Source organism: Ferrovibrio sp., from assembly GCF_035304305.1.
Classification (GTDB): Bacteria; Pseudomonadota; Alphaproteobacteria; order Ferrovibrionales; family Ferrovibrionaceae; genus Ferrovibrio.
In genome coordinates, this window is record NZ_DATGQG010000156.1 from 26,056 (window position 1) to 50,041 (window position 23,986).

General features: G+C 66.1%; 24 protein-coding genes and 1 pseudogene. 13 read left to right on the top strand and 12 right to left on the bottom strand.

Annotated elements, in window-relative coordinates:
* Nucleotides 1–7: 7 nt before the first annotated feature.
* A complete protein-coding gene (gene hppD / locus VKZ87_RS17345) occupies nucleotides 8–1,078 on the bottom strand; it encodes a 4-hydroxyphenylpyruvate dioxygenase (RefSeq protein ID WP_324222530.1) in 1,071 nt (356 codons plus the stop codon).
* Nucleotides 1,079–1,177: 99 nt separating this feature from the next.
* On the opposite strand from hppD, the gene VKZ87_RS17350 reads away from it, so the two are divergent.
* Entirely contained in the window at nucleotides 1,178–1,636 is a 459-nt protein-coding gene (locus VKZ87_RS17350) for a MarR family winged helix-turn-helix transcriptional regulator (RefSeq protein WP_324222531.1), read from the top strand.
* 4 nt (nucleotides 1,637–1,640) lie between these two features.
* Here the strand turns inward: VKZ87_RS17350 and VKZ87_RS17355 are convergent, their stop codons facing one another.
* The 3 genes and pseudogenes from VKZ87_RS17355 to thiS all read right to left on the bottom strand — a co-directional run.
* The gene (locus tag VKZ87_RS17355; protein ID WP_324222532.1) at nucleotides 1,641–2,267 is read right to left on the bottom strand and encodes a DedA family protein; all 627 of its coding nucleotides are present in this window, start codon (nucleotides 2,265–2,267) and stop codon (nucleotides 1,641–1,643) included.
* A gap of 24 nt (nucleotides 2,268–2,291) precedes the next feature.
* Complete coding sequence (locus VKZ87_RS17360) at nucleotides 2,292–3,074, bottom strand: bifunctional sulfur carrier protein/thiazole synthase protein (RefSeq protein WP_414655661.1); 783 nt, start codon at nucleotides 3,072–3,074, stop codon at nucleotides 2,292–2,294.
* A gap of 21 nt (nucleotides 3,075–3,095) precedes the next feature.
* A pseudogene (thiS, locus tag VKZ87_RS18505) lies at nucleotides 3,096–3,380 on the bottom strand (sulfur carrier protein ThiS); the annotation flags it as partial.
* Between the two features lie 72 nt (nucleotides 3,381–3,452).
* On the opposite strand from thiS, the gene maiA reads away from it, so the two are divergent.
* Genes maiA through VKZ87_RS17375 form a run of 3 tightly spaced genes read left to right on the top strand, consistent with a single transcriptional unit; the run spans nucleotide 3,453 to nucleotide 6,545 of the window.
* The gene (maiA, locus tag VKZ87_RS17365; RefSeq protein ID WP_324222534.1) at nucleotides 3,453–4,091 is read left to right on the top strand and encodes a maleylacetoacetate isomerase; all 639 of its coding nucleotides are present in this window, start codon (nucleotides 3,453–3,455) and stop codon (nucleotides 4,089–4,091) included.
* A gap of 4 nt (nucleotides 4,092–4,095) precedes the next feature.
* Nucleotides 4,096–5,121: a TAXI family TRAP transporter solute-binding subunit gene (locus VKZ87_RS17370; protein WP_324222535.1), complete on the top strand. Its 1,026-nt coding sequence runs from the start codon at nucleotides 4,096–4,098 to the stop codon at nucleotides 5,119–5,121.
* Complete coding sequence (locus VKZ87_RS17375; RefSeq protein ID WP_324222536.1) at nucleotides 5,121–6,545, top strand: sensor histidine kinase; 1,425 nt, start codon at nucleotides 5,121–5,123, stop codon at nucleotides 6,543–6,545. Before VKZ87_RS17370 ends, VKZ87_RS17375 begins: the two co-directional genes overlap by 1 nt.
* Here VKZ87_RS17375 and gph read toward each other — a convergent pair.
* Nucleotides 6,500–7,168, bottom strand: a complete 669-nt coding sequence (gph, locus tag VKZ87_RS17380; protein ID WP_324222537.1) for a phosphoglycolate phosphatase — start codon at nucleotides 7,166–7,168, stop codon at nucleotides 6,500–6,502. The genes VKZ87_RS17375 and gph overlap by 46 nt on opposite strands.
* Nucleotides 7,169–7,290: 122 nt before the next feature.
* On the opposite strand from gph, the gene glmU reads away from it, so the two are divergent.
* Genes glmU through VKZ87_RS17410 form a run of 6 tightly spaced genes read left to right on the top strand, consistent with a single transcriptional unit; the run spans nucleotide 7,291 to nucleotide 14,443 of the window.
* Nucleotides 7,291–8,625: a bifunctional UDP-N-acetylglucosamine diphosphorylase/glucosamine-1-phosphate N-acetyltransferase GlmU gene (gene glmU / locus VKZ87_RS17385; RefSeq protein WP_324222538.1), complete on the top strand. Its 1,335-nt coding sequence runs from the start codon at nucleotides 7,291–7,293 to the stop codon at nucleotides 8,623–8,625.
* Between the two features lie 11 nt (nucleotides 8,626–8,636).
* Nucleotides 8,637–10,463 (top strand): glutamine--fructose-6-phosphate transaminase (isomerizing), encoded by a 1,827-nt coding sequence (gene glmS, locus VKZ87_RS17390; RefSeq protein WP_324222539.1) that lies wholly within the window; start codon nucleotides 8,637–8,639, stop codon nucleotides 10,461–10,463.
* Entirely contained in the window at nucleotides 10,460–11,068 is a 609-nt protein-coding gene (locus VKZ87_RS17395) for a protein-tyrosine-phosphatase (protein ID WP_324222540.1), read from the top strand. Before glmS ends, VKZ87_RS17395 begins: the two co-directional genes overlap by 4 nt.
* Complete coding sequence (gor, locus tag VKZ87_RS17400) at nucleotides 11,065–12,432, top strand: glutathione-disulfide reductase (protein ID WP_324222541.1); 1,368 nt, start codon at nucleotides 11,065–11,067, stop codon at nucleotides 12,430–12,432. Before VKZ87_RS17395 ends, gor begins: the two co-directional genes overlap by 4 nt.
* 2 nt (nucleotides 12,433–12,434) lie before the next feature.
* A complete protein-coding gene (gene cobU / locus VKZ87_RS17405; protein ID WP_324222542.1) occupies nucleotides 12,435–12,974 on the top strand; it encodes a bifunctional adenosylcobinamide kinase/adenosylcobinamide-phosphate guanylyltransferase in 540 nt (179 codons plus the stop codon).
* Nucleotides 12,971–14,443 (top strand): cobyric acid synthase, encoded by a 1,473-nt coding sequence (locus tag VKZ87_RS17410; RefSeq protein WP_324222543.1) that lies wholly within the window; start codon nucleotides 12,971–12,973, stop codon nucleotides 14,441–14,443. The genes cobU and VKZ87_RS17410 overlap by 4 nt, the downstream gene beginning before the upstream one ends.
* On the opposite strand, the gene cbiB is transcribed toward VKZ87_RS17410, so the two are convergent.
* Nucleotides 14,424–15,413 carry an adenosylcobinamide-phosphate synthase CbiB gene (cbiB, locus tag VKZ87_RS17415; protein WP_324222544.1) on the bottom strand — a complete coding sequence of 330 codons (990 nt, stop codon included), beginning with the start codon at nucleotides 15,411–15,413 and terminating at the stop codon, nucleotides 14,424–14,426. The two genes, VKZ87_RS17410 and cbiB, sit on opposite strands and share 20 nt — an antisense overlap.
* Between cbiB and cobD the strand changes: the two genes are divergently transcribed.
* A complete protein-coding gene (cobD, locus tag VKZ87_RS17420; protein WP_324222545.1) occupies nucleotides 15,412–16,449 on the top strand; it encodes a threonine-phosphate decarboxylase CobD in 1,038 nt (345 codons plus the stop codon). The genes cbiB and cobD overlap by 2 nt on opposite strands.
* Here cobD and VKZ87_RS17425 read toward each other — a convergent pair.
* Genes VKZ87_RS17425 through VKZ87_RS17440 form a run of 4 tightly spaced genes read right to left on the bottom strand, consistent with a single transcriptional unit; the run spans nucleotide 16,446 to nucleotide 20,272 of the window.
* Nucleotides 16,446–17,237 carry an ABC transporter permease gene (locus VKZ87_RS17425; protein WP_324222546.1) on the bottom strand — a complete coding sequence of 264 codons (792 nt, stop codon included), beginning with the start codon at nucleotides 17,235–17,237 and terminating at the stop codon, nucleotides 16,446–16,448. The genes cobD and VKZ87_RS17425 overlap by 4 nt on opposite strands.
* Nucleotides 17,234–18,094 (bottom strand): ABC transporter permease, encoded by an 861-nt coding sequence (locus tag VKZ87_RS17430; protein WP_324222547.1) that lies wholly within the window; start codon nucleotides 18,092–18,094, stop codon nucleotides 17,234–17,236. Before VKZ87_RS17430 ends, VKZ87_RS17425 begins: the two co-directional genes overlap by 4 nt.
* 3 nt (nucleotides 18,095–18,097) lie before the next feature.
* A complete protein-coding gene (locus VKZ87_RS17435) occupies nucleotides 18,098–19,177 on the bottom strand; it encodes an ABC transporter ATP-binding protein (protein ID WP_324222548.1) in 1,080 nt (359 codons plus the stop codon).
* Nucleotides 19,178–19,180: 3 nt separating this feature from the next.
* Nucleotides 19,181–20,272, bottom strand: coding sequence for a polyamine ABC transporter substrate-binding protein (locus tag VKZ87_RS17440; RefSeq protein WP_324222549.1), 1,092 nt, complete (start codon nucleotides 20,270–20,272; stop codon nucleotides 19,181–19,183).
* 139 nt (nucleotides 20,273–20,411) lie between these two features.
* Here VKZ87_RS17440 and VKZ87_RS17445 point away from each other — a divergent pair, with 139 nt between their 5' ends.
* On the top strand, nucleotides 20,412–21,350 hold the full coding sequence (locus VKZ87_RS17445) for a 2-hydroxyacid dehydrogenase (RefSeq protein WP_324222550.1): 939 nt from the start codon (nucleotides 20,412–20,414) through the stop codon (nucleotides 21,348–21,350).
* Here the strand turns inward: VKZ87_RS17445 and VKZ87_RS17450 are convergent, their stop codons facing one another.
* Nucleotides 21,351–22,202 carry a transglycosylase SLT domain-containing protein gene (locus VKZ87_RS17450; RefSeq protein WP_324222551.1) on the bottom strand — a complete coding sequence of 284 codons (852 nt, stop codon included), beginning with the start codon at nucleotides 22,200–22,202 and terminating at the stop codon, nucleotides 21,351–21,353.
* Nucleotides 22,203–22,347: 145 nt separating this feature from the next.
* On the opposite strand from VKZ87_RS17450, the gene VKZ87_RS17455 reads away from it, so the two are divergent.
* On the top strand, nucleotides 22,348–23,424 hold the full coding sequence (locus VKZ87_RS17455; protein ID WP_324222552.1) for a hypothetical protein: 1,077 nt from the start codon (nucleotides 22,348–22,350) through the stop codon (nucleotides 23,422–23,424).
* A gap of 5 nt (nucleotides 23,425–23,429) precedes the next feature.
* Here the strand turns inward: VKZ87_RS17455 and VKZ87_RS17460 are convergent, their stop codons facing one another.
* A complete protein-coding gene (locus VKZ87_RS17460) occupies nucleotides 23,430–23,816 on the bottom strand; it encodes a response regulator (protein ID WP_324222553.1) in 387 nt (128 codons plus the stop codon).
* Nucleotides 23,817–23,986 lie beyond the last annotated feature (170 nt).

The window sequence follows — 23,986 nt, forward strand, 5'->3', positions numbered from 1 at the left end:
AAATGTCTTACGCGTTGGGCTTCAGCACGCCGCGGCGGATCTGGTCGAGTTCGATGCTCTCGAACAGCGCCTTGAAATTGCCTTCGCCGAAGCCTTCGTTGCCCTTGCGCTGGATGATCTCGAAGAAGATCGGGCCAATCACGTTCTCGGTGAATATCTGCAGCAGCAGGCCCTGATTCCGGGTCGGAGCGCCGTCGATCAGGATCTGCAGCTCCTTCAGCCGCGCCAGGTCCTCGTTATGGCCGGGCACGCGCTCGGGCACCTGGTCGTAATAGGTGTCCAGCGTCGACTGGAAGGGCACGTCGCGGCTGCGCAGGGCGCCGACCGTGCTGTAGATGTCGTCCGTGCCCAGCGCCACATGCTGGATGCCCTCGCCGCGGTAGGCCTGCAGGTATTCGGCGATCTGCGACTTGTCGTCGGAGCTTTCGTTGATCGGGATGCGGATCTTGCCGCACGGACTGGTCATCGCCTTGGATTTCAGCCCGGTCAGCTTGCCCTCGATGTCAAAATACTTGATCTCGCGGAAATTGAAGAGCCGCTCGTAGAACTCGGCCCATTCCGCCATGCGGCCACGATGCACGTTGTGTGTCAGGTGGTCGACATAGGTCAGGCCGACGCCTTTCGGATTGCGCTCGGCGCCCTCGATCGGCACGAAGTCGACATCATAGATGGTGCCGCGCGATCCGTAGCGGTCGACCAGATAGATCAGGCTGTCGCCGATGCCCTTGATGGCGGGGATGGCGAGTTCCATCGGCCCGACATGGGGTTCGACGCCCCAGGCGCCGAGCTCGCGGGCGCGCTTGTAGGCCTGGGCGGCATCCCTGACGCGGAAGGCCATGGCACAGATCGAAGGACCATGGATGCGGGCGAAGCTCTGGGCAAAGCTTTCCGGCTCGGCATTGAGGATGAAGTTGATGTCGCCCTGGCGATAAAGCGTGACGTTCTTCGACCGGTGCTTCGCCACGGCGGAAAAGCCCATGCGCTCGAACAGGGCTGCCAGCTTGGCGGGTTCGGGTGCGGCATATTCGATGAACTCGAAACCGTCGGTGCCCATCGGGTTGTCGAACAGGTCGGCCATGCGGTCCTCCCGGATTTGAATTTGCGATTGGCAACGATATTAGTTACAATTGAAACTAAATCAAGGCGGGAGTGCCCGCGGCGGGAGAAGGGGGGATTCATGTCGAGCGGACCGCTGATTCTGGAACGGTTTCTGCCCTATCGGCTGTCCATCGTGACCAACCGGATCAGCGGTGCGCTGTCGCGGCATTACGCAACCCGTTTCGGAATCGGCATTCCGGAATGGCGGGTCATCGCCAATCTCGGGCGCCATCCCGGGCTGACCGCCAACGAGGTGGCCGAACGATCGGCCATGGACAAGGTGACGGTCAGCCGTGCCGTGGCGGCGCTGGAACGCAAGGGCTTGCTGGCGCGGGTCCGTGACGCGGAGGACCGGCGCAAGTCGCGGCTCGATCTGTCGCCGCGGGGGCAGGAGGTCTATGCCGAGATCGCGCCGCTGGCGCTGGGCTTCGAGCGAGACCTGCTGACGGCGCTGACGCCCGAGGAATACGCCCAGCTCGACCGCATCATCGACAAGCTGAACGCGAAGATGGACGGATACGGAGGGGAGAGGCCTTAGCCCCTCATTCGGAAGCCGGCGGGTTGACCGGCTTCTGCTGGGCGGCGATCTGGGCCTCGAAACGCGCCTTGCCGCGGCGATGGACGATGAAGAGGGTCACGCCCACCGTGACGAAGATGCCCAGCATGATGAGGCCGAAATCCTTGGCGATATCGCCGAGTACCGCCTCGAAGGCGACGCCGAGCAGATAGCCCGCCCAGGCGAAGCAGTTGGCCCAGACGCCGGCGGCGATGAAGTTGAGGGCGGCGAAACGCGGCCAGCCGATCATGCTCATCCCCATCGCGAAGGACGAGAAATTCCGCACGCCATAGATGAAGCGGAAACTGAGGATGAAGCCGACATGGTATTTGTGCAGCATGTCGAGGGCGACGTTGACACCGCCCTGCAGCTTGGGGAACCGCTTCATCAGCCGGTGCCCGTATCGGCGCCCGATCCAGAAATAGAGCTGGTCGCCCGCGAAGCTGCCCAGCCAGGCGGCGGCGACCAGCCAGTACTGGTTCAGCAGGTTCTGGCTCGCGGCGGCGCCCGCGAAGATGACGAAAGTTTCACCTTCCAGAAAAGTCCAGATAAAGGTGATGACGTAGAACCAGTCCCGGTAGTCTTCGATCAGGCGGTAGATATCGATGTCCACGGACAGGTCCAGTTTACGATGCGATCAGATCAGGCCGGCGAGAGGTGACGAAGGATCCGCGTAGCGCCGCTTGGGCATGCGGCCGGCGAGATAGGCCAGACGGCCTGCCTCGATAGCCAGCTTCATGGCGCGCGCCATGCGGATCGGGTCCTTGGCTTCGGCAATGGCGGTATTCATCAGCACGCCGTCACAGCCCAGTTCCATGGCGATGGCCGCGTCCGACGCGGTGCCGACGCCGGCATCCACCAGTACGGGAACCTTCGCATTCTCGATGATAATGCGGATATTCACGGGATTCTGGATGCCGAGCCCGGACCCGATCGGCGCCGCCAGCGGCATGATCGCGCAGGCACCGAGGTCTTCCAGCTTCTTCGCCGCGATCGGATCGTCGGCACAGTAGACCATCACGTCGAAGCCTTCCCTGACCAGCAGCTTCGTTGCTGCGAGGGTCTGCTCCATATCGGGATAGAGTGTCTTCTGGTCGCCGAGCACTTCCAGCTTGACCAGCTTCCAGCCGCCCGCCTCGCGGGCGAGGCGCAGGGTGCGCACGGCATCCTCGGCGGTATAGCAGCCGGCGGTGTTCGGCAGATAGGTGTAGCGCTTGGGGTCGACGTAATCGACCAGCATCGGCTGCTTGGGATCGGTGACGTTGACACGCCGCACCGCGACGGTGACGATCTCGGCGCCCGACGCCTCGATCGCGAGCCGGGTCTGCTCGAAATCCTTGTACTTGCCGGTACCGACCAGCAGGCGCGAGCGAAAGCGCCGGCCCGCTACCTCGAAATAGTCGTCCGCGGCCGGGTCCAGCGGAGCATTGCCGCCGCCGATGAAATGCACGATCTCGATCTGGTCGCCGCTGGACAGCCTGGTGCCCGGATAGGCGGAGCGCGGCACGATCTCGCGGTTGAGCTCGATGGCGATTTTGCGCGCATCCAGCTCCAGAGCCGCAAGGAGCTCTGCCACCGTGTTCGCGCCCGTCACTTCGCGGGTTTCGCCGTTTATCGTCAACTGCATGCCTGACCCCTGTACGCACCTTATAGACCCGGCAACAGATGGGGTCCGAAAGGCGCGCCGACAATAGAGCCCGGTACCCTGCGGGAGCAACCCTTTCATTGGTCTAAGGTCGCATGGAGCCTTTGTAAGCTCCCACGTTTGCAGCTAAAATCCGACGAGGGGAGGAGTCTCATGCTGCTGTACGGGTATTTTCGATCTTCAGCCGCCTATCGGGTCCGGATCGCGCTGAACCTCAAGGGGCTGGCCTACGACCATCGCTTCATCCATCTGCAGAAGAACGACCAGCTGGGCGATGATTTCGCACGGCTGAATCCGCAGCAGCTGGTGCCGGCCCTGGTCGAGGGGGACCATGTATTCACCCAGTCGCTGGCGATTATCGAGTATCTCGAAGAAACCCACCCGGAACCGGCGCTGCTGCCCGGAGATGCGGCGGAACGGGCCCGAGTGCGCGCGCTGGCGCTGGCGATCGCATGCGATATCCATCCTCTCAACAACCTTCGCGTGCTGCGTTACCTGACCCGCGACCTCGGGATTTCCGAGGAAAAGAAGGACCAGTGGTACCGTCACTGGGTCGAGACCGGCCTGCAGGCGGTGGAAAAGCTGCTGACCGGCAGCCCGGCCACCGGGCGGTTCTGCCATGGCGACACACCAACCCTAGCCGATATCTGCCTGGTCCCGCAGGTGGCGAATGCCCGCCGCTTCAAGTGCGACCTGTCCGCCTGTCCGACCGTGGTGCGCATCGACGCCGAATGCGCCAAGCTCGACGCCTTCGCCAGGGCCGCCCCCGATCGCCAGCCGGACGCCGAGTAGCGCAATGGCGCAAGGCAGCGGAAAGCGGGCGGGGCGGCCTGGCCTCTGCCTGCTGCTGGCCGGACTGCTGGTGTCCGTGGCCGGCGTTGCACAATCCCAGGAGATGCGGTACCTGCGCATCGGCACCGGCGGCCAGAGCGGCACGTATTTTCCCGTCGGCAGCCTGATCGCCCGGGCAATCAGCGACATACAGCGCGGACCGGACTGCGCGGAGGAGCGCTGCGGTGTGCCCGGCCTGGTCGCCGTCGCCCAGATCTCCAACGGCTCGGTGGCCAATGTGGCCGCGCTGCAGGCGGGCGAAATCGAGATGGCGCTGGTCCAGGCCGATGTCGCCCACTGGGCCTATGAGGGGAGCGAGATTTTCACCGCTCAGCCGCGCCACCGGCGGCTCCGGTTTGCGGCGCATCTGTATTCAGAAGCCATGCAGATCGTCGTCCGTCGTGACGCCGGAGTGGAGTCGCTGGCCGATCTCCGCGGCCGCCCGGTCGCGCTGGACGAACCCGGTTCGGGGACCCTGATCCATGTCCGCAACCTGCTGCAGGTGCACGGTTTGCGGGAGGCCGATACGCGGCCCGTCTATATCAAGCCTGATCTTGCCCAGGCCCGCATTGCTGCCGGCAGCCTCGATGCCTTCTTCATCGTCGCCGGCTGGCCGACAAAGGCGGTGAGCGAGTCCCTGGCCAGCGGGTATGGCGCATTGCTTGCCATCGGACGCGATCGCGTGGAGCAGCTTGTCAGAACCAACCCGTTTCTGACGCCGGGCACGATTCCGGCGGAAGCCTATGACGGGTCGCCCGCCATCCCCTCGGTCATGGTGGGTGCGCACCTTCTGGTGCGCGCCGATCTGCCGGACGCAGTCGTAACGGCGCTGCTGGAACAGATGTGGAGCGAACGCGGCCTTGCCATTCTGCGCGGCGGCCATCTGCGCGGCGCCGACATCCGCCTGGATTCCGCGCTCAGCGGGCGCAGCGTTCCGCTCCATGACGGCGCGCGCGCCTTTTATGCCAAATCCGGCCTGCGGATCGACTGATGCCCGTGCGGTTCGACCGGCGCCATATCACCATCGCGGTTGTTCTTATTGCTGTCGCGGCGGTCGGTGTTGCCGCCTATCTGCAGAACACGCTGACGTCCGTTGCGCGCAATCTGCCCCTGACGCTGATCGAGCAGGAGCGCGATGCGGAACAGGTGGTGCGCGAGATCTCGAATCTGGCATGGGCGATCGAGTTGCGGCGCCTTGATCCGGGGGCGGACAGTCGTGATCGGGTGGCAATGCAGATCAGCCGCGCGCGCGACCGGGCCGACGCCCTGCGGGCCAATTACAATCTCGACAACATGATCGGCGCCGCCAGCATGCATGCGGTGGCCAACCCCGCGCTGCAGGACATCACGCTCTGGTTCGAGCAGGGCGTTCCCGGCCAGGCGCCGGACTCGGCGGCCGTGCAGCATCTGATGCTGCAGCGGGCGCGCGACGCGGAGGTGCGACTGTCGGCGCTTCTGGAGGAGTCGCGGGCCACAACGCGCGACATGCTGCGCACCCAGGAGCGCCGGCTCGACCGCTTTGCCGACGGTGTCGGCATGCTCACCGCCTTCACGGCGGCGCTGCTTCTGGTCATGGTGCTGCTGCTGTTCCGGCAGCGCCGCGTCCTGGAGCTGAAGGAACGCGCGGAACTCGGTGCGCTGGCGGCGAAGCGTGCCGCCGAAGAGGCGAACCGGGCGAAATCGGAATTCCTTGCCAATATGAGTCATGAGCTGCGCACGCCGCTGAACGCCATCATCGGCTTCTCGTCGATCATCAAGAACGAGATGCTCGGGCCGGTGACCGTGCCGCGTTACCGCGAGTATGCCGAGGACATCCATGCCAGCGGCGAGCATCTGCTGGCGATCATCGGCGATATCCTCGACCTCTCGAAGGTGGAGGCCGGCAAGTTCGAGCTGGTGGAGGAGGATTTCGACGCCGACGAGATCATGCTGGTGGCCGGCCGGCTGGCCCGTGAACGGATCGAGGAGCAGGACACGCGGCTGGAGATCCTGCTGCCCGAGCAGCCGATCCGGCTTCATGCCGACCGCCGCGCGCTGCTGCAGGTGCTGATCAACCTGACGAGCAACGCGGTCAAGTTCACCCCGCAGGGAACGGTCGTGCTGTCGACTGAGCTGACCGAGGGCGGCGGCTTTGCCTATGTGGTGCGGGACACCGGCATCGGCATGACGCCGGCGCAGGTCAAGATCGCGCTGCAGCCTTTCGGCCAGATCCAGAATGCGCTGACCCGCAGCCAGTCAGGTACCGGCCTCGGCCTGCCGCTGAGCGACCGGCTGGTGCGGCTGCATGAGGGTTGGCTGGGCATCCAGAGCGTGTCCGGTGAGGGAACCCGGATCAGCGTTCATCTGCCGCCCGCCCGTGTGATCACCGTTCAGCCGCCCAGTGCCTCGAGTGCACCCGGCAGTTCGGCGAAGTGATCGATCAGCCGGTCCGCTCCCAGCTGATGGGCCGGAATGCGCGTATAGCCGAAACTGACGGCGACGCTGGGCAGACCGGCTGCCTTTGCGGCGTCGATGTCATTGGCTGAATCGCCCACCATGGCGGCCCACTCTACCGGCTGGCCGATTTTCTCGAGAGTGCCGCGCAGATGGCCCGGATCGGGTTTGCGCACGGGCAGGCTGTCGCCGCCGACGATTGCGGCAAAGAAGCCGCTCAGGCCGAGCTGATCCAGCAGCGAGCGGCTGAAATGCTCGTACTTGTTGGTGCAGACCGCCAACAGATAGCCGCGCTCGGCCAGTTCGGCGAGGCAGGTCGTCACGCCGGGAAAGGGGCGGCTCCTGTCGGCCAGATTGGCTTCATAGCAGGCAAAGAAGTCGGCCATGGCGGCCTCGAACACCTCGGCCGGGGGCTGGCCGCCGGTGGTCTCGAAACCGCGCTCGACCATGACCCGGGCGCCGTCGCCCACCATCTGCCGGATGGCGTCAAGGCCGACGGCCGGCCGGCCGGCCCGCTGGAGCGCGTAGTCGGTGGCTGCGGCCAGATCCGGTGCGGTGTCCACCAGCGTGCCGTCGAGATCGAAGAGTATGGCTTTACGGATCATGGTTACAATTGGTAAGACCCTGAAACAGATGGAAAAACCTTTTTACTTCCGTTCCCGCCCGCGGGAATGACACTCTCCGCCGCGCGAGGGGTGATTCGCGCCTTCATACACGGAACCGGAGCATGACGAAACCAGGTGTAGCTGTCGTCGTATTGGCCGCGGGGCAGGGCACGCGCATGAAGTCGCGGCTGCCCAAGGTGCTGCATCCTGTGGCCGGGCTGCCGATGCTGCGCCATGTACTGAATGCCGCTGCCGCACTCGGGCCCGAGCATGTCGTGGTCGTTATCGGCCGTGACCAGGAGGATGTGGCCAGGGCGGCCGCTCCGGCCATTACCGCCATCCAGGATCCGCCGCGCGGCACCGGCCATGCCGTCATGGCGGCGATGCCGGCCCTGCAGGATTTCAGCGGCGATGTCATCGTGATCTTCGGCGATACGCCGCTGCTGACGCCTGAACTGCTGACCCGCCTGCTGGCGGCGCGCCGGGCGGACGGAAATCCGGCGGCCGTGATCGTCGGCTTCACGCCGGAAGATCCCGCCGCCTATGGCCGTCTCATCACCGCCGACGGTGCGCTGAAGAGGATTGTCGAGTTCAGGAATGCCAGTGCGGAGGAACGCGCCGTGCGGCTCTGCAATGCCGGACTGATGGCCATTGACGGCGCCCGCCTGCCAGCCCTGCTGGAAAAGCTCAGCGCCGAGAATGCCCAGGGCGAATACCTGCTGACCGACATTGTCGAGCATGCCAACGCCCGCGGCTGGACCTGCCGCGTGGTGGAGGCCGATCCGGTCGAGGTCATGGGCATCAACAACCGCGCCGAACTGGCGGTGGCCGAAGCCGCCATGCAGCGGCGCCTGCGCGAGCGCGCCCTGCTGGCCGGCGTCACCATGGTGGCGCCCGAGACGGTATTCCTGCAGGCCGACACGGTGTTCGGCCGCGACGTGGTGATCGAGCCTTTCGTGATCTTCGGCTCTGGCGTCACGGTCGGCGACAATGTCACCATCCTGGGCCACAGCCACATCGTCGGCGCGCGCATTGAGGCCGGCGCCACGGTCGGCCCTTACGCGCGGCTGCGTCCGGGCGCCGAGATCGGGCCGGAGGCGCATATCGGCAATTTCGTCGAGGTGAAGAAGTCGCGCATCGAGGCCGGCGCCAAGGTCAATCACCTGACCTATATCGGCGATGCCCGCGTCGGTGCCAAAGCCAATGTCGGCGCCGGCACGATCACCTGCAACTACGACGGTTTCGGCAAGTATCACACCGATATCGGCGCCGGCGCCTTCATCGGCTCGAATTCGGCTCTGGTGGCGCCGGTGAAGATCGGTGACGGCGCCATGGTCGCCGCCGGCAGCGTGGTGACGAAGGACGTTGAGGCCGACGCTCTGGCGATTGCCCGCGGCCGCCAGGAGAGTGTCGCCGGCTATGCCGCGCGGTTCCGCGCAGCCAGAAAGAAGAGTTAAGGAGAAAGCGTATGTGCGGAATTGTCGGCGTTGTGGCAACGCGGGACGTGGTGCCGTTGCTGGTCGACGGCCTGAAGCGCCTGGAGTATCGCGGCTATGATTCCGCCGGCATTGCGACGCTGGGCAAGAACGGCGCGATCGAACGGCGTCGCGCCGAAGGCAAGATCGCAAAGCTGGAAGCCCGGCTGAGCCAGGAGCCGCTCGATGGCCTGATCGGCATTGCCCATACCCGCTGGGCCACCCATGGCGCGCCGAACGAGGAGAACGCCCATCCGCATGCCACCGAACGCGTGGCGCTGGTCCATAACGGCATCATCGAGAATTACCGCGAGATCGCCGAGGAACTGCTTGCCAAGGGCCACCGGTTCTACAGTCAGACCGATACCGAGGTCGCCCTGCGCCTGATCGACCAGTATCTGGCAGAGGGGAACGATCCCCAGCAGGCGGTGCAGGCGGCGCTGAACCGTTTTCGTGGCGCCTTCGCGCTCGGCATCCTGTTTCACGGCAAGGAAGACCTGCTGATCGGCGCCCGCCGGGGCGCGCCGCTGGCGGTCGGTTTCGGCGACGGCGAGATGTATCTGGGTTCCGATGCGCTGGCGCTGGCGCCGCTGACAGGCAGGATCGCCTATCTCGAGGAAGGCGACAGCGTCGTCCTGACCCGTACCGACGCGAAATTCTTCGATCAGGACGGCAAGCCGACCGAGCGCGCCATCCGCCCGACGGCGATCAGCGGCGCGATGATCGGCAAGGGCAATTACCGCCATTACATGCAGAAGGAGATCTACGAGCAGCCGGCGGTGATGGGCGATACCATCAACACTGTCGTCAGCCCGACCGACCGCCTCGTGCATCTGCCCGATCTGGGTATCGACCTGGCCAAACTTTCGCGCATCACCATCGTTGCCTGCGGCACGTCGTATTACTCGGGCCTGGTGGCGAAATACTGGCTGGAACGCTATGGCCGTATCGGCGTCGAGGTCGACGTGGCATCCGAATTCCGCTACCGCGAGGCGCCGGTCGATCCGAACAGCCTGTCCATCTTCATTTCACAGTCGGGTGAAACGGCCGATACGCTGGCTGCCCTGCGCTACGTGAAGAACAACGGCGGCCGCACGCTGGCGATCATCAACGTGCCGGAAAGCAGCATGGCACGCGAGGCCCATGGCTGCCTGCTCACCAAGGCGGGACCGGAAATCGGCGTCGCTTCGACCAAGGCCTTCACCTGCCAGCTGGTGACGCTGGCAGCCTTCAGTTTGGCGGTGGCGCAGGCCCGCAAGGTGATGCAGGCGGAGGAGGCTGCCCGGCTGATGGCGGCGCTGATCGAGGTGCCAGCCCATGCCGCGGAGGTGCTGAATCACGACGACGACCTGCTCGCACTGGCGGAAAAGATCATGGACGCCCGTGACGTACTCTATATCGGCCGCGGCCCGTGCTTCCCGCTGGCACTGGAAGGGGCTTTGAAGCTGAAGGAAATCTCCTATATCCATGCTGAGGGCTACGCCGCCGGCGAGCTGAAGCACGGTCCCATTGCGCTGATCGACGAAGGCGTGCCGGTGATCGTGATCGCGCCCAGCGACGCCCTGTTCGAGAAGACGATCTCGAACATGCAGGAGGTGATGGCGCGTGGCGGCAAGGTGATCTTCATGTCGGATCGCAGGGGCTTCGGCCATATCGACGAGCGTACCTTCGCGACCGTGGAGCTTCCCGAGGTGGATCCTTTCGTGGCGCCGATCCTCTACGCCATTCCGGTGCAGCTGCTCGCCTATCATGTGGCCGTACTGAAGGGGACCGACGTGGACCAGCCGCGCAACCTGGCGAAATCGGTGACGGTTGAATGAGTGTTCTTGAGCGTGGACTTCTGCCGTTCCGTCTGAGCATCTGCGGCGTCGCCGAGCTGCACCAGTTTGCCGGCGATGTCACCCATATCCTGGGCATTCTCGATCCCGGCACCCCGGAGCCGCAGTACCAGCTGTTCCATCCCAGGGCCGTCTGTACCGGTTTCCGTTTCTACGACATCGTGCTGGATGAGCCGGAACGGGCGATGCCGAGCGAGGACAACGTCGCCGCGATCCTGGAAGTGGGCGAGCGTCTGGCGGGAACCGACGTGAACCATCTGCTGGTCCATTGCTTTGCCGGCGTGTCGCGCTCCACCGCTGCGGCCGTTACCCTGATGACCCAGCGCAATCCCGGTCGCGAGGCTGAGATCTTCGAGGCTCTGGGCGACATTCGGCCGCGGGCCTGGCCCAATTCGGCGATGATCGCCCATGCCGACCGGCTGCTGGGCCGGGCTGGCGCGCTTGTCGAAGCGATGCGGTTGCACCACATTGCTGTGGCGCGCCGCTATCCCGAGGTTCGGACTCTGATCTCCAGCGTCGGTCGCGGGCATGAACTGCCTGTCGAAGAAGCTGCGCCGGAGAGCAAGGAAGGACCTGGACGGGCATGAGCGGGTACGATTTCGATCTCTTTGTCATTGGCGGCGGCTCGGGCGGCGTGCGCGCCGGCCGGATCGCGGCGGGCTATGGCGCCCGCGTGGCCGTGGCCGAGGAATATCGCTACGGCGGCACCTGCGTGATCCGCGGCTGCGTGCCGAAGAAGCTGCTGGTCTACGGCTCCGAATACGCCCATGCCTTCCGGGATGCCGCCGGTTTCGGCTGGACCGTGCCGCCGGTCCGCTTCGACTGGTCGGCGATGATCGCGGCCAAGGACCGGGAAATCGCGCGACTGGAAAAGATCTATCGCGGTCTGTTCGAGAATGCCGGGGTCAAGACCTTCGATGGCCGCGCCACACTGAAGGACGAGCATACGGTGGTGATCGGCGACAGGACCGTCACCGCCGACAAGATCCTGATCGCCACCGGCGGCCATCCGGTGAAGCCCGCGGTGCCGGGCGCCGAGCTGATGATCACTTCCAACGAGGCCTTCCACCTCAAGGACCTGCCGAAGCGGGTGGTGATCATCGGCGGCGGCTATATCGCGCTGGAATTCGCCGGCATCTTTAACGGCTTCGGTTCCCAGGTCACGGTTCTGTACCGTGGCGAGCAGATCCTGCGCGGTTTCGACGACGACATCCGCAATCACCTCGCGGCCGAGATCGTCAAGACCGGCATCGACCTGCGGGTAAAATCGGATGTCACCAGCGTGGAGCAGGGCGACGGCGGCCTGATCGTGCATCTCACCGACGGCAGTACGCTGGAAGTCGATTGCGTCATGGCGGCAACCGGCCGCAGCCCGAATACCAACGGGCTCGGCCTGGAGGCTGTCGGCGTCGAGACCGACCGCGACGGGGCCGTGGTGGTCAATGCCTGGTCGCAGACCAGCGTACCGAACATCTATGCTGTCGGCGATGTCACCAACCGGATGAATCTGACGCCGGTTGCGATCCGCGAGGGCCATGCCTTTGCCGACACGGTGTTTGGAAAGAAGCCGCGTGCGGCTGATTATGAATACGTCCCTGCCGCCGTGTTCAGCCAGCCGAATGTTGGCACGGTCGGCCTGAGCGATACGGATGCGCGGAAGAAATTTGGCGAGATCGATGTCTATCGCACCATCTTCCGGCCGATGCGCGCCACGCTGTCGGGCAGCGAGGAGCGCATCCTGATGAAGCTGGTGGTGGATGCCCGGACCGACCGCGTCGTCGGCGCCCATATGGTCGGGCCGGAGGCCGGCGAGATCATCCAGGGCATCGCCATCGCCATCAAGGCCGGCGCGAAGAAGGCGGATTTCGATGCCACGGTCGGCATACACCCGACCGCGGCCGAGGAATTCGTTACCCTGCGCGAAAAGGTCCGCGAGCCGGTACAGGCCTGACCATGGCCCCGGCCATTCCCGGGCTGCGCAGCGATGCCCGCGTCACCCTGATCATCGGCGGCGCACGGTCCGGCAAGTCGCAGCTCGCCGAGCAGCTGGCCACGGAACAGAGCGGGCCGCTCGTCTATATCGCGACCGCGGAAGCCTGGGATGAGGAGATGCGCGAGCGGATCCGCGAGCACAGGCGGCGCCGCGACAGTCGCTGGCGCAGCATCGAGGCGCCTTTGGGCGTGGCTGAGGAACTGCAGGCCGTGCCGATCGATGCCGCGGCGGTGCTGATCGACTGCCTGACGCTGTGGCTGTCCAACCAGATGCATGCCGGTGGTGATCTCGATGCCGAGACGGACAGTCTGCTGGCCGCGCTGAACGGCGCGCGCTGCCCGGTCATCGTGGTGTCGAACGAGGTGGGACTCGGCATCGTTCCCGAGAACCAGATGGCGCGTGAGTTCCGCGACCGCCAGGGCCGCCTCAACCAGCAGGTGGCCGCCATAGCCGACCACGTCATCTTCATGGCGGCGGGGCTGCCCCTCGTCCTGAAATGACGGCCGGGCGCGCAACGGCCCGCGCGCTGATGATCCAGGGCACCGGCTCGGATGTCGGCAAATCGGTGCTTTGCGCCGGGCTTATCCGGCTGCTGGCGAAACGCGGCCATCGCGTGCTGCCTTTCAAGCCCCAGAACATGTCGAACAACGCCGCCGTCACGACGGAGGGCGGCGAGATCGGCCGCGCCCAGGCTCTGCAGGCGCGTGCCGCCGGCGTGGCGCCCAGCGTGCACATGAATCCGGTGCTGCTGAAGCCGCAGGGCGACCGGAGCGCGCAGGTCGTCGTGCAGGGACGCATGCAGGGGCAGGACGATGCCCGCGCCTATCTGCAGAGGAAGCGCTCACTCTGGCCTTTCGTCGCCGAGAGTTTTGCGAAGCTGCAGCGGGAAGCCGACTTCATCATCGTTGAGGGTGCGGGGTCGCCGGCTGAAGCCAACCTGCGCGCCAACGACATCGCCAATATGGGCTTCGCCTTGCGTGCGGGCGTACCGGTGGTGCTGGTCGGCGATATCGAGCGCGGCGGCGTGATCGCCGGCCTGGTCGGAACCGCGGCGCTGCTGGAGCCGGAGGAACATGCGCTGGTTGCCGGCTATGTAATCAACAAGTTCCGCGGCGATGCCGGCCTGTTCGATGACGGGCTGAGGATCATTACGCAGCGCACGGGCTGGCGCAGTTTCGGCATCCTGCCGCATCTTGCCGCGGTATCGCGGCTTCCGGCCGAGGATACGCTGAGCCTCGATGCTGCCGGGAAGCCGGGCGAGGGCATCGTCATTGCCGTGCCGCGCCTGCCCCATATCGCGAATTTCGACGATTTCGATCCGCTGCGGCAGCAGGAGGGCGTGAAACTGGTCTTCGTGCCGCCGGGCGAACCGCTGCCGGGCGATGCGGCGCTGGTCATCCTTCCCGGCTCGAAAGCGACCATTGCCGACCTGAAGGCGTTCCGCGCACAGGGCTGGGATATTGATCTTGCCGCCCATCTGCGCCGCGGCGGGCGTGTGCTCGGCATCTGCGCCGGCTACCAGATGCTGGGACGACGCGTCGCCGATCCGAACGGCATCGAAGGCACGCCGGAAAGCATCGATGGCCTCGGCCTGCTGGATGTCGAAACCGTGCTGACGGGCGAGAAGGCTCTGACGGAAGTCTCGGGCATCGAGCGTTTCAGCGGCGAAACGGTGCGCGGCTATGAAATGCATGTCGGTGTCACGACCGGACCGGATGCCCAGCGGCCTCTGCTGCGCCTCGGCGGCCGGCACGACGGTGCCGTGTCGCCGGATGGCCGCGTGGCGGGCTGCTACCTGCATGGCCTGTTCGGCAGCGACGCCTTCCGTAGGGCCTGGCTGGAGCAGCTTTCAGGCCGGCAGATTGTTGCCGGCGATTACGAGGCCGGCGTGGACCGGGCGCTGGACGAGCTGGCGACTGCCATCGAGCGGCATCTTGACGTCGACAGCCTCATGGCAGCAGCGCGCTGAGCAGCACGACGGCCCCCAGGACGAGGCAGGCGCTCCGGAAAAGGCCGAGTGCACGGCGGATGTCGCCGGCATCCGCAATCTCCCGGCCGTCGCCCATCCAGTGGTCTTCCACCCAATGCTCGCCGTAGCGGCGCGGCCCGGCCAGCTTCAGGCCAAGCGCGCCGGCCATGGCGGCTTCGGGCCAGCCGGCATTGGGCGAGCGGTGGCGTCCGGCATCGCGCTCGACGGCCGCAAACGCGCCAAGCGATGACGCACCGCCGCGGAACCAGGCCGCCAGGATCAGCAGCAAAGCCGAGAGCCGCGAGGCGGGCAGATTGACCAGATCGTCCAGCCTTGCCGCCGCCCAGCCGAAGGCACGGTAGCGGTCGGACCGGTGTCCGATCATGCTGTCGGCGGTATTGATCGCCTTGTACAGCGCGATGCCGGGCAGCCCTCCGATCGCCAGCCAGAAGGCCGGCGCCACGACGCCGTCGGAGAAATTCTCGGCCAGGCTCTCGATGGCCGCGCGGCTGACGCCGGCCTCGTCCAGGCTGTCCGGATCGCGGCCGACGATCCACGCCACGGCCTTGCGGCCGCCGCCCAGCCCATCCTGTTCCAGTGCCTTTGAGACTGCGGCGACATGATCATGCAGGCTTCGTTGCGCGACCAGGCTGGCGGCGAGCAGGGCTTCGATCAGCCAGCCATAGGCGAAGCCTCGCAGGACGCCGCTGATCGTCGTGGTCGCGATGCCAACGATCAGGAGCAGAACAGCGACCGTGAAGGCTCCGGCCAGTCGGCGCTGCCAGTTGCGCCATGCAGGCCGGTTGAGAAGGGCTTCGAGCCTGCCGATGATTGCGCCGAACCACACCACCGGATGCCGGATCAGCCGATGCAAGGTGTCCGGCCAGCCGAAGGCCGCATCGGCGGCCAGCGCGACGAGCAGGATCCAGAGGTTGATTGCAGCAGCGTCCACCGTAAGATCGCCCGCCATGAAGGATGCAGCCACCATGGGCGACGCGGTGCCGGACCGTCAACCGGATCGGCCCGCCCATGGCGGCGACCTGGATGCCTTCCGCACGGCTCCCGGCGCATACGCCGGCGACTGGATCGATCTCAGCACCGGCATCAATCCGTTTTCCTATCCGCTTCCCGAACTGCCTCCGGATGCCTGGGCGCGGCTGCCGGACCGGGCAGCAATGCAGGCGCTGCTGCTGGCCGCGCGGGAGGCTTATGGTTGCCCGGCGGAAGCCGGCATCGTCGCCACGCCGGGAACCCAGGCCGCGATCCAGTGGCTGCCGCGCCTGTTCGCGCCTGCCCGCGTCACCGTGCTGGGGCCGACCTATGCGGAGCATGCCCATGTCTGGCGCAGCTGCGGCCATACGGCGACGGTGCTGGATGCGCTTCCGGCCAGCCTGCGCGATATCGATGTGCTGGTCGCGGTCAATCCGAACAACCCCGATGGCCGGGCGCTCGGCCCCGAACTGCTGCGACGCTGGCATGCCGAACTCAACAGCCGCGGCGGCTGGCTGATCCTCGACGAGGCTTTCGCCGATGTGGTGCCGGAGGTTTCCATGGCGGCCGATGCAGGCAGGCCGGGCCTCGTCATCCTGCGTTCCTTCGGCAAGTTCTTCGGCCTCGCAGGTGTGCGCCTTGGCTTCGTGCTGGGCGACAGCACCGTAACCGCTGCGCTGGAGCAGGCGCTGGGGCCATGGGCCGTCAGCGGCCCGGCCATGATGATCGGAACTGCAGCGCTGCAGGATACGGCATGGCAGGAGAGCATGCGCCAGGAGCTGCGCGCCCGCATGCGGCGTTTCGATCAGGCCATGCGCGATCGCGGCATCCATGTACTCGGCGGCACCGCGCTGTTCCGGCTCGCCAAGGCAGATGCGGCTGCGCTGGCGGCCAGGCTGCGCGAGCAGGGCGTCCATACGCGCATCTTCGACTACAATCCCGCCTGGGTCCGTTTCGGCCTGCCGGCCGACGAGGCCGAATTCTGGCGCCGCTTCGATGCGGCGACGGGGAGCTAGCGCCGCCCGGGCCAGGAGCGCTTGGCGAGCAGGCTGGCGACGATCACCAATATGCTGACGATGGCCAGCATGATGGTCGAGATCGCGTTGATCTCGGGCGAGATGCCGAGCCGCACGGCGGAATAGACGCGCACCGGCAGGGTCGTCGCACCCGGACCGTTGACGAACGAGGCGATCACCACGTCGTCCAGCGACAGGGTGAAGGCGAGCAGCCAGCCGGCCGCCAGTGCCGGCGCCAGGCTGGGCACGGTGACCAGCAGGAAGGCGCGCACCGGTCCGGCGCCCAGATCCCGGGCCGCGGCTTCCAGATCGGGATCGAGCCCGATGAGCCGCGCCTGCACGATCACCAGCACGAAGGCGGTCCCGAGGGTCGCATGGGCCAGCGCCACCGTGAGCATGCCGCGGTCCAGCCCGACGGCGACGAACAGCATCAGGGTGCTGACGCCGAGGATCACCTCCGGCAGAACCATCGGCGCCAGCAGCAGGCCGCCAAGCGTCTGCCGGCCGGGAAAGCGGCCGAGCCGCGTCAGCATCAGCGCACCCAGCGTGCCGATGACGGTGGCCAGCGTGGCCGCGGCGACCGCAACCTGCAGCGAATTCAGTGCCGCCTCCAGATAGGCCGGATTGGAGAACAGCACTTCGTACCAGTGCAGCGAAAAGCCACCCCAGACCGTCACCAGCCTTGAAGCGTTGAAGGAGTAGATCACCACCAGCAGGATCGGCAGGTAGAGAAAGGCGAGCCCGAGCGCGAGCGCGCCGATATTGAATTTGCCGGGTCCGGTTCTCATCGCCGGCCGCCCAGTTCGAGCCGCTGCAGGGCGATGGCGGGGGCGAGCAGCAGCAACATGAGCAGGATCGCCAGCGCGCTCGCCATGGTCCAGTCGCGGTTGGAGAAGAATTCGGTCCAGACCGTCTGGCCCAGCGTGATGGTGGCCGAACCGCCCAGCAGATCGGGAATGATGAATTCACCCATGGTGGGAATGAAGACCATCAGCGCCGCGGCCAGAATGCCCGGCCGTGCCAGCGGCACGGTGACGAGCCAGAAGGCCTCACGCGGCGAGGCGCCGAGATCGATGGCGGCCTCGGTCAGGCGCGGCGACTGGCCGGCGAGGCTGGCATAGATCGGCAGGATGGCAAACGGCAGGTAGGTGTAGGTCATGCCGATCACCACGCCGAAGCCGGTATTGACCATCACCAGCGGCTCGTCGATCAGTCCGAGCCCAAGCAGCGCGGCATTGATCAGTCCCTCCGGCTTGAGCAGCGCGATCCAGGCATAGACGCGGATCAGGAAGGAGGTCCAGAAGGGCAGGATGATCAAGGTCAGCAGCAGGGGCTGCCAGCGCGGCGCGATCCGCGTCACTGCCTGGGCGATGGCCAACCCGAATGCGACGCAGAGCAGGGTCGTCATTCCGGCATAGAGCAGACTGTTGAGCAGGGCACGGGCATACAGCGCATCGGCAAAGACAAGGGCGTAATTGCCAAGCTGCAGGTTCAGCCGGCCGTCCTCGAAGAGCGGCGTATAGGGCGGCTGCGCCAGCAGCGGCTCGGCAAAGCTGATCTTGAGCACCAGCGCCAGCGGCAGGGCCATGAAGGTCACCGCCCAGAGAGCAGGGAATGCGATCAGCGCGAGGCCGCGGCGCGTCATGGCTCAGTCGTCCGCCAGCGGAATCAGCGCGTCCGGATCCCAGCTCAGCCAGACCGGCTGGTCCAGTTCCAGCAGCGGCTCGTGCAGCGCATTGAGCTGCGCGGCGCGGATCACCTGTCCGTCGGCAAGCCGGACGGATATCGTGGTCATGTCGCCGATATAGTCGATGTCGCTGACGATCCCCGAAGCGGTATTTGCGGCGGGCGGCGTCGGCTCGCGGGCGATCTCGATCTGCTCGGGGCGCAGGCCGAGCAGCCGGGTGCCCGGAGCTCCACCGGGAAAATGTAGCCGGGGAAAATGGAGCCGCAGCTCGCCGCAGCGCGCCCACGCCAGCCCGTCGCGGATTTCGTCCACGTCCGCACGGAACAGGTTGATGTCGGCCAGCAGGCTGGCGACGAAACGGTCGACCGGGCGGTCATAGATGCGGCGCGGATGGTCGATCTGGCAGATGCGGCCTGCACGCATCACGGCGATGCGGTCGGCCAGCGCCATGGCCTCGTCATTGTCGTGGGTCACGAAAACGAAGGCGATGCCGGTCTGGCGGTTGAGTCGGCGCAGTTCGGCCTGGGTCTGCTGCCGCAGGCGCTTGTCCAGGGCCGCCAGCGGCTCGTCCAGCAGCAGCAGGCGCGGGCGTTTCACAAGAGCACGGGCGAGCGCCACCCGCTGCTGCTGGCCGCCGGACAGCTGGTGCGGCCTGCGGCCGGCGAAGGCGGCGATCTCCAGCATGGACAGGGCCTCATCGACGCGGTGCGCGATCTCCGCCTTCGGCAGGCCCTCGCGGCGCAGCCCGAAGGCGACATTGTCGGCGACGCTGAGATGGGGGAACAGCGCATAGGACTGGAACATCATGTTGACCGGTCGGCGATGCGCCGGCAGCTGGGTGATGTCATCGCCATCCAGCAGGATGCGGCCGGCATCGGGCATCTCCAGCCCGGCGATCATGCGCAGCAGGGTAGACTTGCCGCAACCGGACGGACCCAGCAGCACGAGGGATTCACCGGATTCGACCGTCAGGTTGACATGGTCGACTGCCGTCTCGCCGCCAAACTGCTTGCACAGGCCTTCGACACTGAGCAGCGGCATCGCTCAGCGGCCGCCTTTGATCCGGGTCCAGGCGCGGGTCAGCAGGCGCTGCTCGCTCTGGCTGAAGGGCTGTACGGTGTAGAGCGTCTTTATCGCTTCCGGCGGCGGGAACACATCCTTGTCGGCCATGGCCTCCCTGTCGACGAAGGGTAGCGAGTCCGGAACCGCATTGGGATACTGCACGGCATTGGTGATCCTCGCGATCACCTTCGGCTGCAGCAGGTAATTGATGAAGGCATGGGCGTGATCGGGATTCGGCGCGTCGGCCGGAATCACCATCACGTCGAACCATTGCTGGGCGCCTTCCCGCGGTAGCAGATACTGCACCCGGACGCCGTTCTTCGCTTCCTCGGCGCGGCTGCGCGCCTGCAGGATGTCGCCCGAGTAGCCGTAGGCCAGACAGGCGTCGCCGTTGGCCAGATCGTTGATGTACTGGGAGGAATGGAATTTGCGGATGTAGGGCCGTACCTTCATCACCGCTTCCTCGGCTCTGGCAATGCTGCCGGCATCCTTGGCATTCGGATCGAGGCCGAGATACTTCAGCGCCGCGACCATGATTTCATCCGGCGCGTCCAGCATCACCACGCCGCAATCGGCGAATTTCGAAACCACTTCAGGATCGAACAGCATGCGCAGGGAATAGGCCGGCGGGTTGGCCATGCGCTGCCTGATCTTGTCGGCATTCAGCCCGATGCCGCTGGTGCCCCAGAGATAGATCACCGCGTGGCGATTGCCGGGGTCGAATTTCGCCAGTCGCTCCATGAGCGCGGGATCGAGATGCTTCGCATTCGGAAGCTTCGCCATGTCCAGCGGGCGCAGCAGTTTCGCCTGGACCTGGCGCGCCATGTAATACTGCGTCGGCACCACGACGTCATAGCCGGTCCTGCCCGCCAGCAGCTTGGATTCCAGCGTATCGTTGGAATCGTAGACGTCGTAGCGTACCCGGATGCCGGTTTCCGCCTCGAACTCCTTCAGCACCTCTGGGTCGATGTAATCCGACCAGTTGTAGACGTTGACGACCTTCTCCTGTGCGGCCGTCGGAAGGGCGGCGAGAAATCCTGCGGCGAGGCTGAGAGCGAGAAGGGCAGGGCGCATGATTCGGGCTCCGTCGGAAGATCGCCCGATTATGACGGGCCTGATGCGCCGCAGCAACGCGCCTTCTGTCTGCCTGCTGCTTGCGGGGGCAACGAGCCTGCCGCTAGGCTCCGATGAACTGTCAGAGAGGAGCGCCTGCATGGGTATCGAGATTGTCCAGGCCGTTGGCATGCCGCCGGCGATTCAGCAGGAACTGGAGAAGCGCTATACGATCCATCGGCTATGGGAGGCCAGGGACCGGGAGGCTCTGCTGTCGGAGGTCTCGCCGCGGGTGCGCGGGATGGTGACGTCGGGCAGCGTGGGCGCCAGCCGCGCCCTGATCGAGGCCCTGCCCAAGCTCGAGATCATTTCTAGTTTCGGCGTCGGCTACGACCCGATCGATATCGGCTGCGCGAAGGAGCGCGGCGTTATCGTGACCAACACGCCCGATGTGCTGACCGACGATGTCGCCGACATCGCCATGGCGCTCACGCTGGCGATGATGCGCCGGATTCCCCAGGGCGACCACTTCGTGCGGCAGGGCCGCTGGCCGAAGGAGAAATTCCCGCTGACCGACAAGCTGGGCGGCAAGGTGATGGGCATCGTGGGGCTCGGGCGCATCGGCCAGGCCATCGCCCGCCGCGCCGAGCCCTTCGGCGTCGAGGTCCGCTATTTCGGTCCGCGCCGCAAGGAAGGCGTCAGCTATCGCTACTACGACGACCTCGTGGCCATGGCGAAGGATGTCGACATCCTGATGATTGCCTGTCCGGGCGGCAAGGCGACCGAAAACCTCGTCAATGCCGCCGTGATCGAAGCGCTCGGCCCGAAAGGCTACGTCGTCAACATCGCGCGCGGCAGCGTCGTCGATGAACCGGTACTGGTGAAGGCGCTGGTGGAGGGCCGGCTTGCCGGTGCGGGCCTCGACGTTTTCGCCGATGAGCCGAATGTGCCGGAAGCTTTGTTGAAGCTGGATTCGGTCGCGCTGGCGCCGCACGTGGGGTCGGCGACTCATGCGACCCGCAATGCGATGGGCGAACTGGTGCTGAAGAACCTGGCCGCCCATTTCGACGGCCAGCCGGTGCTGACCCGGGTGGTCTGATCAGAAGCTGGAATCGAGATCGCGGCCGACCCGGTCGCGATCGCCACGCATGATCCGGTGCAGCATTTCCATCGCCATCATCTTCACATTGTGATCGATGATGCGGCGCTGCTCATCCAGGTGGCTCTGGACGGCCGAGCGGTTGCTGCCGGCTGCAGTGGTATCCAGCGGCACGGCGGCGAGGCCACGCGCATTGGCCTCCAGCTTGCGTTCGAAGCCGGCATAGATGTCGCCCACGCTGCGCGGGCGGCCGTCTTCGGTGTAGAAAACGCTGCGGTTGGCGGCAGCGGCTTCGGGCAGCAGCGCAGCCGCATCCTGGGCCGGGTTGTCCTTCAGCGCGGACAGGAATTTGCCGGCACCGGCCGGCCCGAGGAAATGGCCGAGATAGAGATCTGTCTTCTTCAGGTCGACGCCGAGTTCGCGCGACAGGGTCTGCTGGTTGATGCGGGCATATTCGGCCGCCATGGCCGCGGCGATGCGCGGATCGTCACGCAGACTCAGGATTTCGCGCCGCGCCGCGGCATCGTGGACGCGCGCGCGGCCGTCGCTGTCGGTGGCGATCTGCCGGGCATGGTGGGCGAGGCCGTATTTGGCGCCGTGGTCGCGCACGACCTCCAGCCAGGTGCTTTCGATGAACTGGAACAGGCCGCGGGCCGAACTGGTCCGTGCCTGGGCATCCGCCCTGAATCCGCTTTCCTGTCCGGCCTGGGCGACGAGATAGGCGAAATCCACCCCCGTGCGGTGGCTGGCCTGTTTCAGCGTCGTCAGCAGCTCGTAGCTGACCTGATGGCCGCCGACCCGGTAGGTCTCCGGGCGCATGCCGGCGTGGAAGGACGGAGGAATGGGTGCCATGGCCAAGCCAATAGCCCGGCTGGCGGAAAGAAATCGTTAACGTCTTGCCCGCCGGCCGATCTCTTGTCAGCCCAATGACTTGCGGGGTAACAGGTAACAGGGGTGGGGAGGCCTGACGGCCCTGGAATCAATCGACTGGATAGCGGTGAACTGGAGCGGTGACGGGCCCTGGCTCGCCATGCTGCTGGTTCTGGTCAGCGGCGTCGCCCTGCCGGTGCTGCTCTACAACCTGTTCGACCGCTGGGCCTCGCGCCGGCTGCAGGTCGATACCGTGGCGCTGGCAACCCGCTTTGGCGGTTTCATGAATTCCTGGGCCGTGTTCGGCCGCCATGCCAGCGAGTACCGCGATATCCGGCCGCTGTTTCCCGGCGCGCAGGCTGCGGAGCTGGCGCGCTTTCACGACAGCACGGCCACCATCGCGGCGCGTTTCCGCTCGCCCAAAGCAGCCGCCGAGGCAGCCGAGCAGCGCTTTGCCAGTTTTGCCGCCGCGGGCGTCGAATATGCCGAGGCAGGCATTTCCTTCCGGGCCGGGCAAGAGCGCCAGGGGAGTTCCTACGCCAGGGGCCAGTGGCTGGTGATCGGCGATACGCTGTTCGCCTTCTATGCGCCGGATTCCGCGGCGCTGGCGCGACGCCGGCAGGCGACACCGGCCCTGCGCGCCCGGCGCTTCCCGGGGCCGCTCCGGCTGCTGCACAGCCGGACGGGACATTTCCTCCTCGTCACGGTCTGGATCGCCGCGCATCTCGCACTGGCCAGCGTCCTTCTCGAACGGACGACCCTGCAGCACGGAACGGGCGAACCGCTGCCGGAGGCGGAGCTGCGCAATCGAGTCATGCTGCTGGAGCAGCATCGCGACCGGCTGCAGGTGATTCTGCCGGACGGCACCGGCGCGATGATGCTGTCGGGTCGTGTCGACGATCCGCGCGGTCTGGACCTCGACCATCTCGCCGGGCGGAAATGGCTGACCGGCCTGCAGCTGGTCTTCGATCCCGAGGCGCGCAGCGTGCAGGCCCTGCCGCTGGTCGGCCGCGCCGGCGAAGCGCCGGAGGGCGCTGCCGGGTTTACCCCGCCGGAGCGCTGGGCGAACAACCCGCTGCTGATCGAACCGGAGGATCCGCTGCTGGCATCCGTGCGCGCCACCGTGCTCGCCGCAGGCTGGACCTGGCAACCGGTCCTGTGGCCGCGACCGTCGCGGGACTGGCAGTCGCTGCTGCCGCTGTGAGGCGCTTAGTGGCGCCAGTTCATGGATTTCAGGACGGCCTCGACGGTCTGCAGCAGCTCTCCCTCGGTGAAGGGTTTCGCCAGAACGGCCTTGGCGCCCAGCACCGGTGACAGGGTCAGCATCCGCAGCGCGAGGTCGCGGTCGCCACCGCCCGAGATGGCGATCACCGGCGGTGGATGGTCGGCGGCATGCATTTCGTTGATCAGTTCGAGGCCGTCCTTCTCGGGCATGTAGATGTCGGTGATGACGAGGTCGCAGTTCCGGCGCCGGATTTCCAGAAGGCCCGCCTTGCCGTTGGCTGCCTCGACCACGTCGTGGCCGGCGCTTTCCAGCTGGTCGCGGAGGATTTCTCGGATATCGGCATCATCTTCAACCACTAGAATTCGGGCCATCAGGATTCTCTCATCGGGGACAGGACTTGCCGTAGCGTTTGACTCCAACCCGAAAGGCCGCTTCCGGTTCACCACCGCGGGAAGAAAGCTGGGGATAACCCAGCCCTGCCTTAACTGCCTGAACCCGTGACGGCAGGCGGCCAGGCGCGGCGAACTCTGGAGTGGCGCTG

Bases quoted from the DNA above. Each gene is read 5' to 3' on its own strand.
- VKZ87_RS17435 (WP_324222548.1), bottom strand. From the start codon at position 19,177: ATGCCGCTGCTCAGTGTCGAAGGCCTGTGCAAGCAGTTTGGCGGCGAG.
- gor (WP_324222541.1), top strand. From the start codon at position 11,065: ATGAGCGGGTACGATTTCGATCTCTTTGTCATTGGCGGCGGCTCGGGC.
- VKZ87_RS17440 (WP_324222549.1), bottom strand. From the start codon at position 20,272: ATGCGCCCTGCCCTTCTCGCTCTCAGCCTCGCCGCAGGATTTCTCGCC.
- VKZ87_RS17375 (WP_324222536.1), top strand. From the start codon at position 5,121: ATGCCCGTGCGGTTCGACCGGCGCCATATCACCATCGCGGTTGTTCTT.
- VKZ87_RS17430 (WP_324222547.1), bottom strand. From the start codon at position 18,094: ATGACGCGCCGCGGCCTCGCGCTGATCGCATTCCCTGCTCTCTGGGCG.
- VKZ87_RS17395 (WP_324222540.1), top strand. From the start codon at position 10,460: ATGAGTGTTCTTGAGCGTGGACTTCTGCCGTTCCGTCTGAGCATCTGC.
- VKZ87_RS17370 (WP_324222535.1), top strand. From the start codon at position 4,096: ATGGCGCAAGGCAGCGGAAAGCGGGCGGGGCGGCCTGGCCTCTGCCTG.
- VKZ87_RS17445 (WP_324222550.1), top strand. From the start codon at position 20,412: ATGGGTATCGAGATTGTCCAGGCCGTTGGCATGCCGCCGGCGATTCAG.
- glmU (WP_324222538.1), top strand. From the start codon at position 7,291: ATGACGAAACCAGGTGTAGCTGTCGTCGTATTGGCCGCGGGGCAGGGC.
- VKZ87_RS17450 (WP_324222551.1), bottom strand. From the start codon at position 22,202: ATGGCACCCATTCCTCCGTCCTTCCACGCCGGCATGCGCCCGGAGACC.
- cobD (WP_324222545.1), top strand. From the start codon at position 15,412: ATGAAGGATGCAGCCACCATGGGCGACGCGGTGCCGGACCGTCAACCG.
- VKZ87_RS17410 (WP_324222543.1), top strand. From the start codon at position 12,971: ATGACGGCCGGGCGCGCAACGGCCCGCGCGCTGATGATCCAGGGCACC.
- VKZ87_RS17350 (WP_324222531.1), top strand. From the start codon at position 1,178: ATGTCGAGCGGACCGCTGATTCTGGAACGGTTTCTGCCCTATCGGCTG.
- VKZ87_RS17425 (WP_324222546.1), bottom strand. From the start codon at position 17,237: ATGAGAACCGGACCCGGCAAATTCAATATCGGCGCGCTCGCGCTCGGG.
- VKZ87_RS17460 (WP_324222553.1), bottom strand. From the start codon at position 23,816: ATGGCCCGAATTCTAGTGGTTGAAGATGATGCCGATATCCGAGAAATC.
- maiA (WP_324222534.1), top strand. From the start codon at position 3,453: ATGCTGCTGTACGGGTATTTTCGATCTTCAGCCGCCTATCGGGTCCGG.
- cbiB (WP_324222544.1), bottom strand. From the start codon at position 15,413: ATGGCGGGCGATCTTACGGTGGACGCTGCTGCAATCAACCTCTGGATC.
- gph (WP_324222537.1), bottom strand. From the start codon at position 7,168: ATGATCCGTAAAGCCATACTCTTCGATCTCGACGGCACGCTGGTGGAC.
- hppD (WP_324222530.1), bottom strand. From the start codon at position 1,078: ATGGCCGACCTGTTCGACAACCCGATGGGCACCGACGGTTTCGAGTTC.
- glmS (WP_324222539.1), top strand. From the start codon at position 8,637: ATGTGCGGAATTGTCGGCGTTGTGGCAACGCGGGACGTGGTGCCGTTG.
- cobU (WP_324222542.1), top strand. From the start codon at position 12,435: ATGGCCCCGGCCATTCCCGGGCTGCGCAGCGATGCCCGCGTCACCCTG.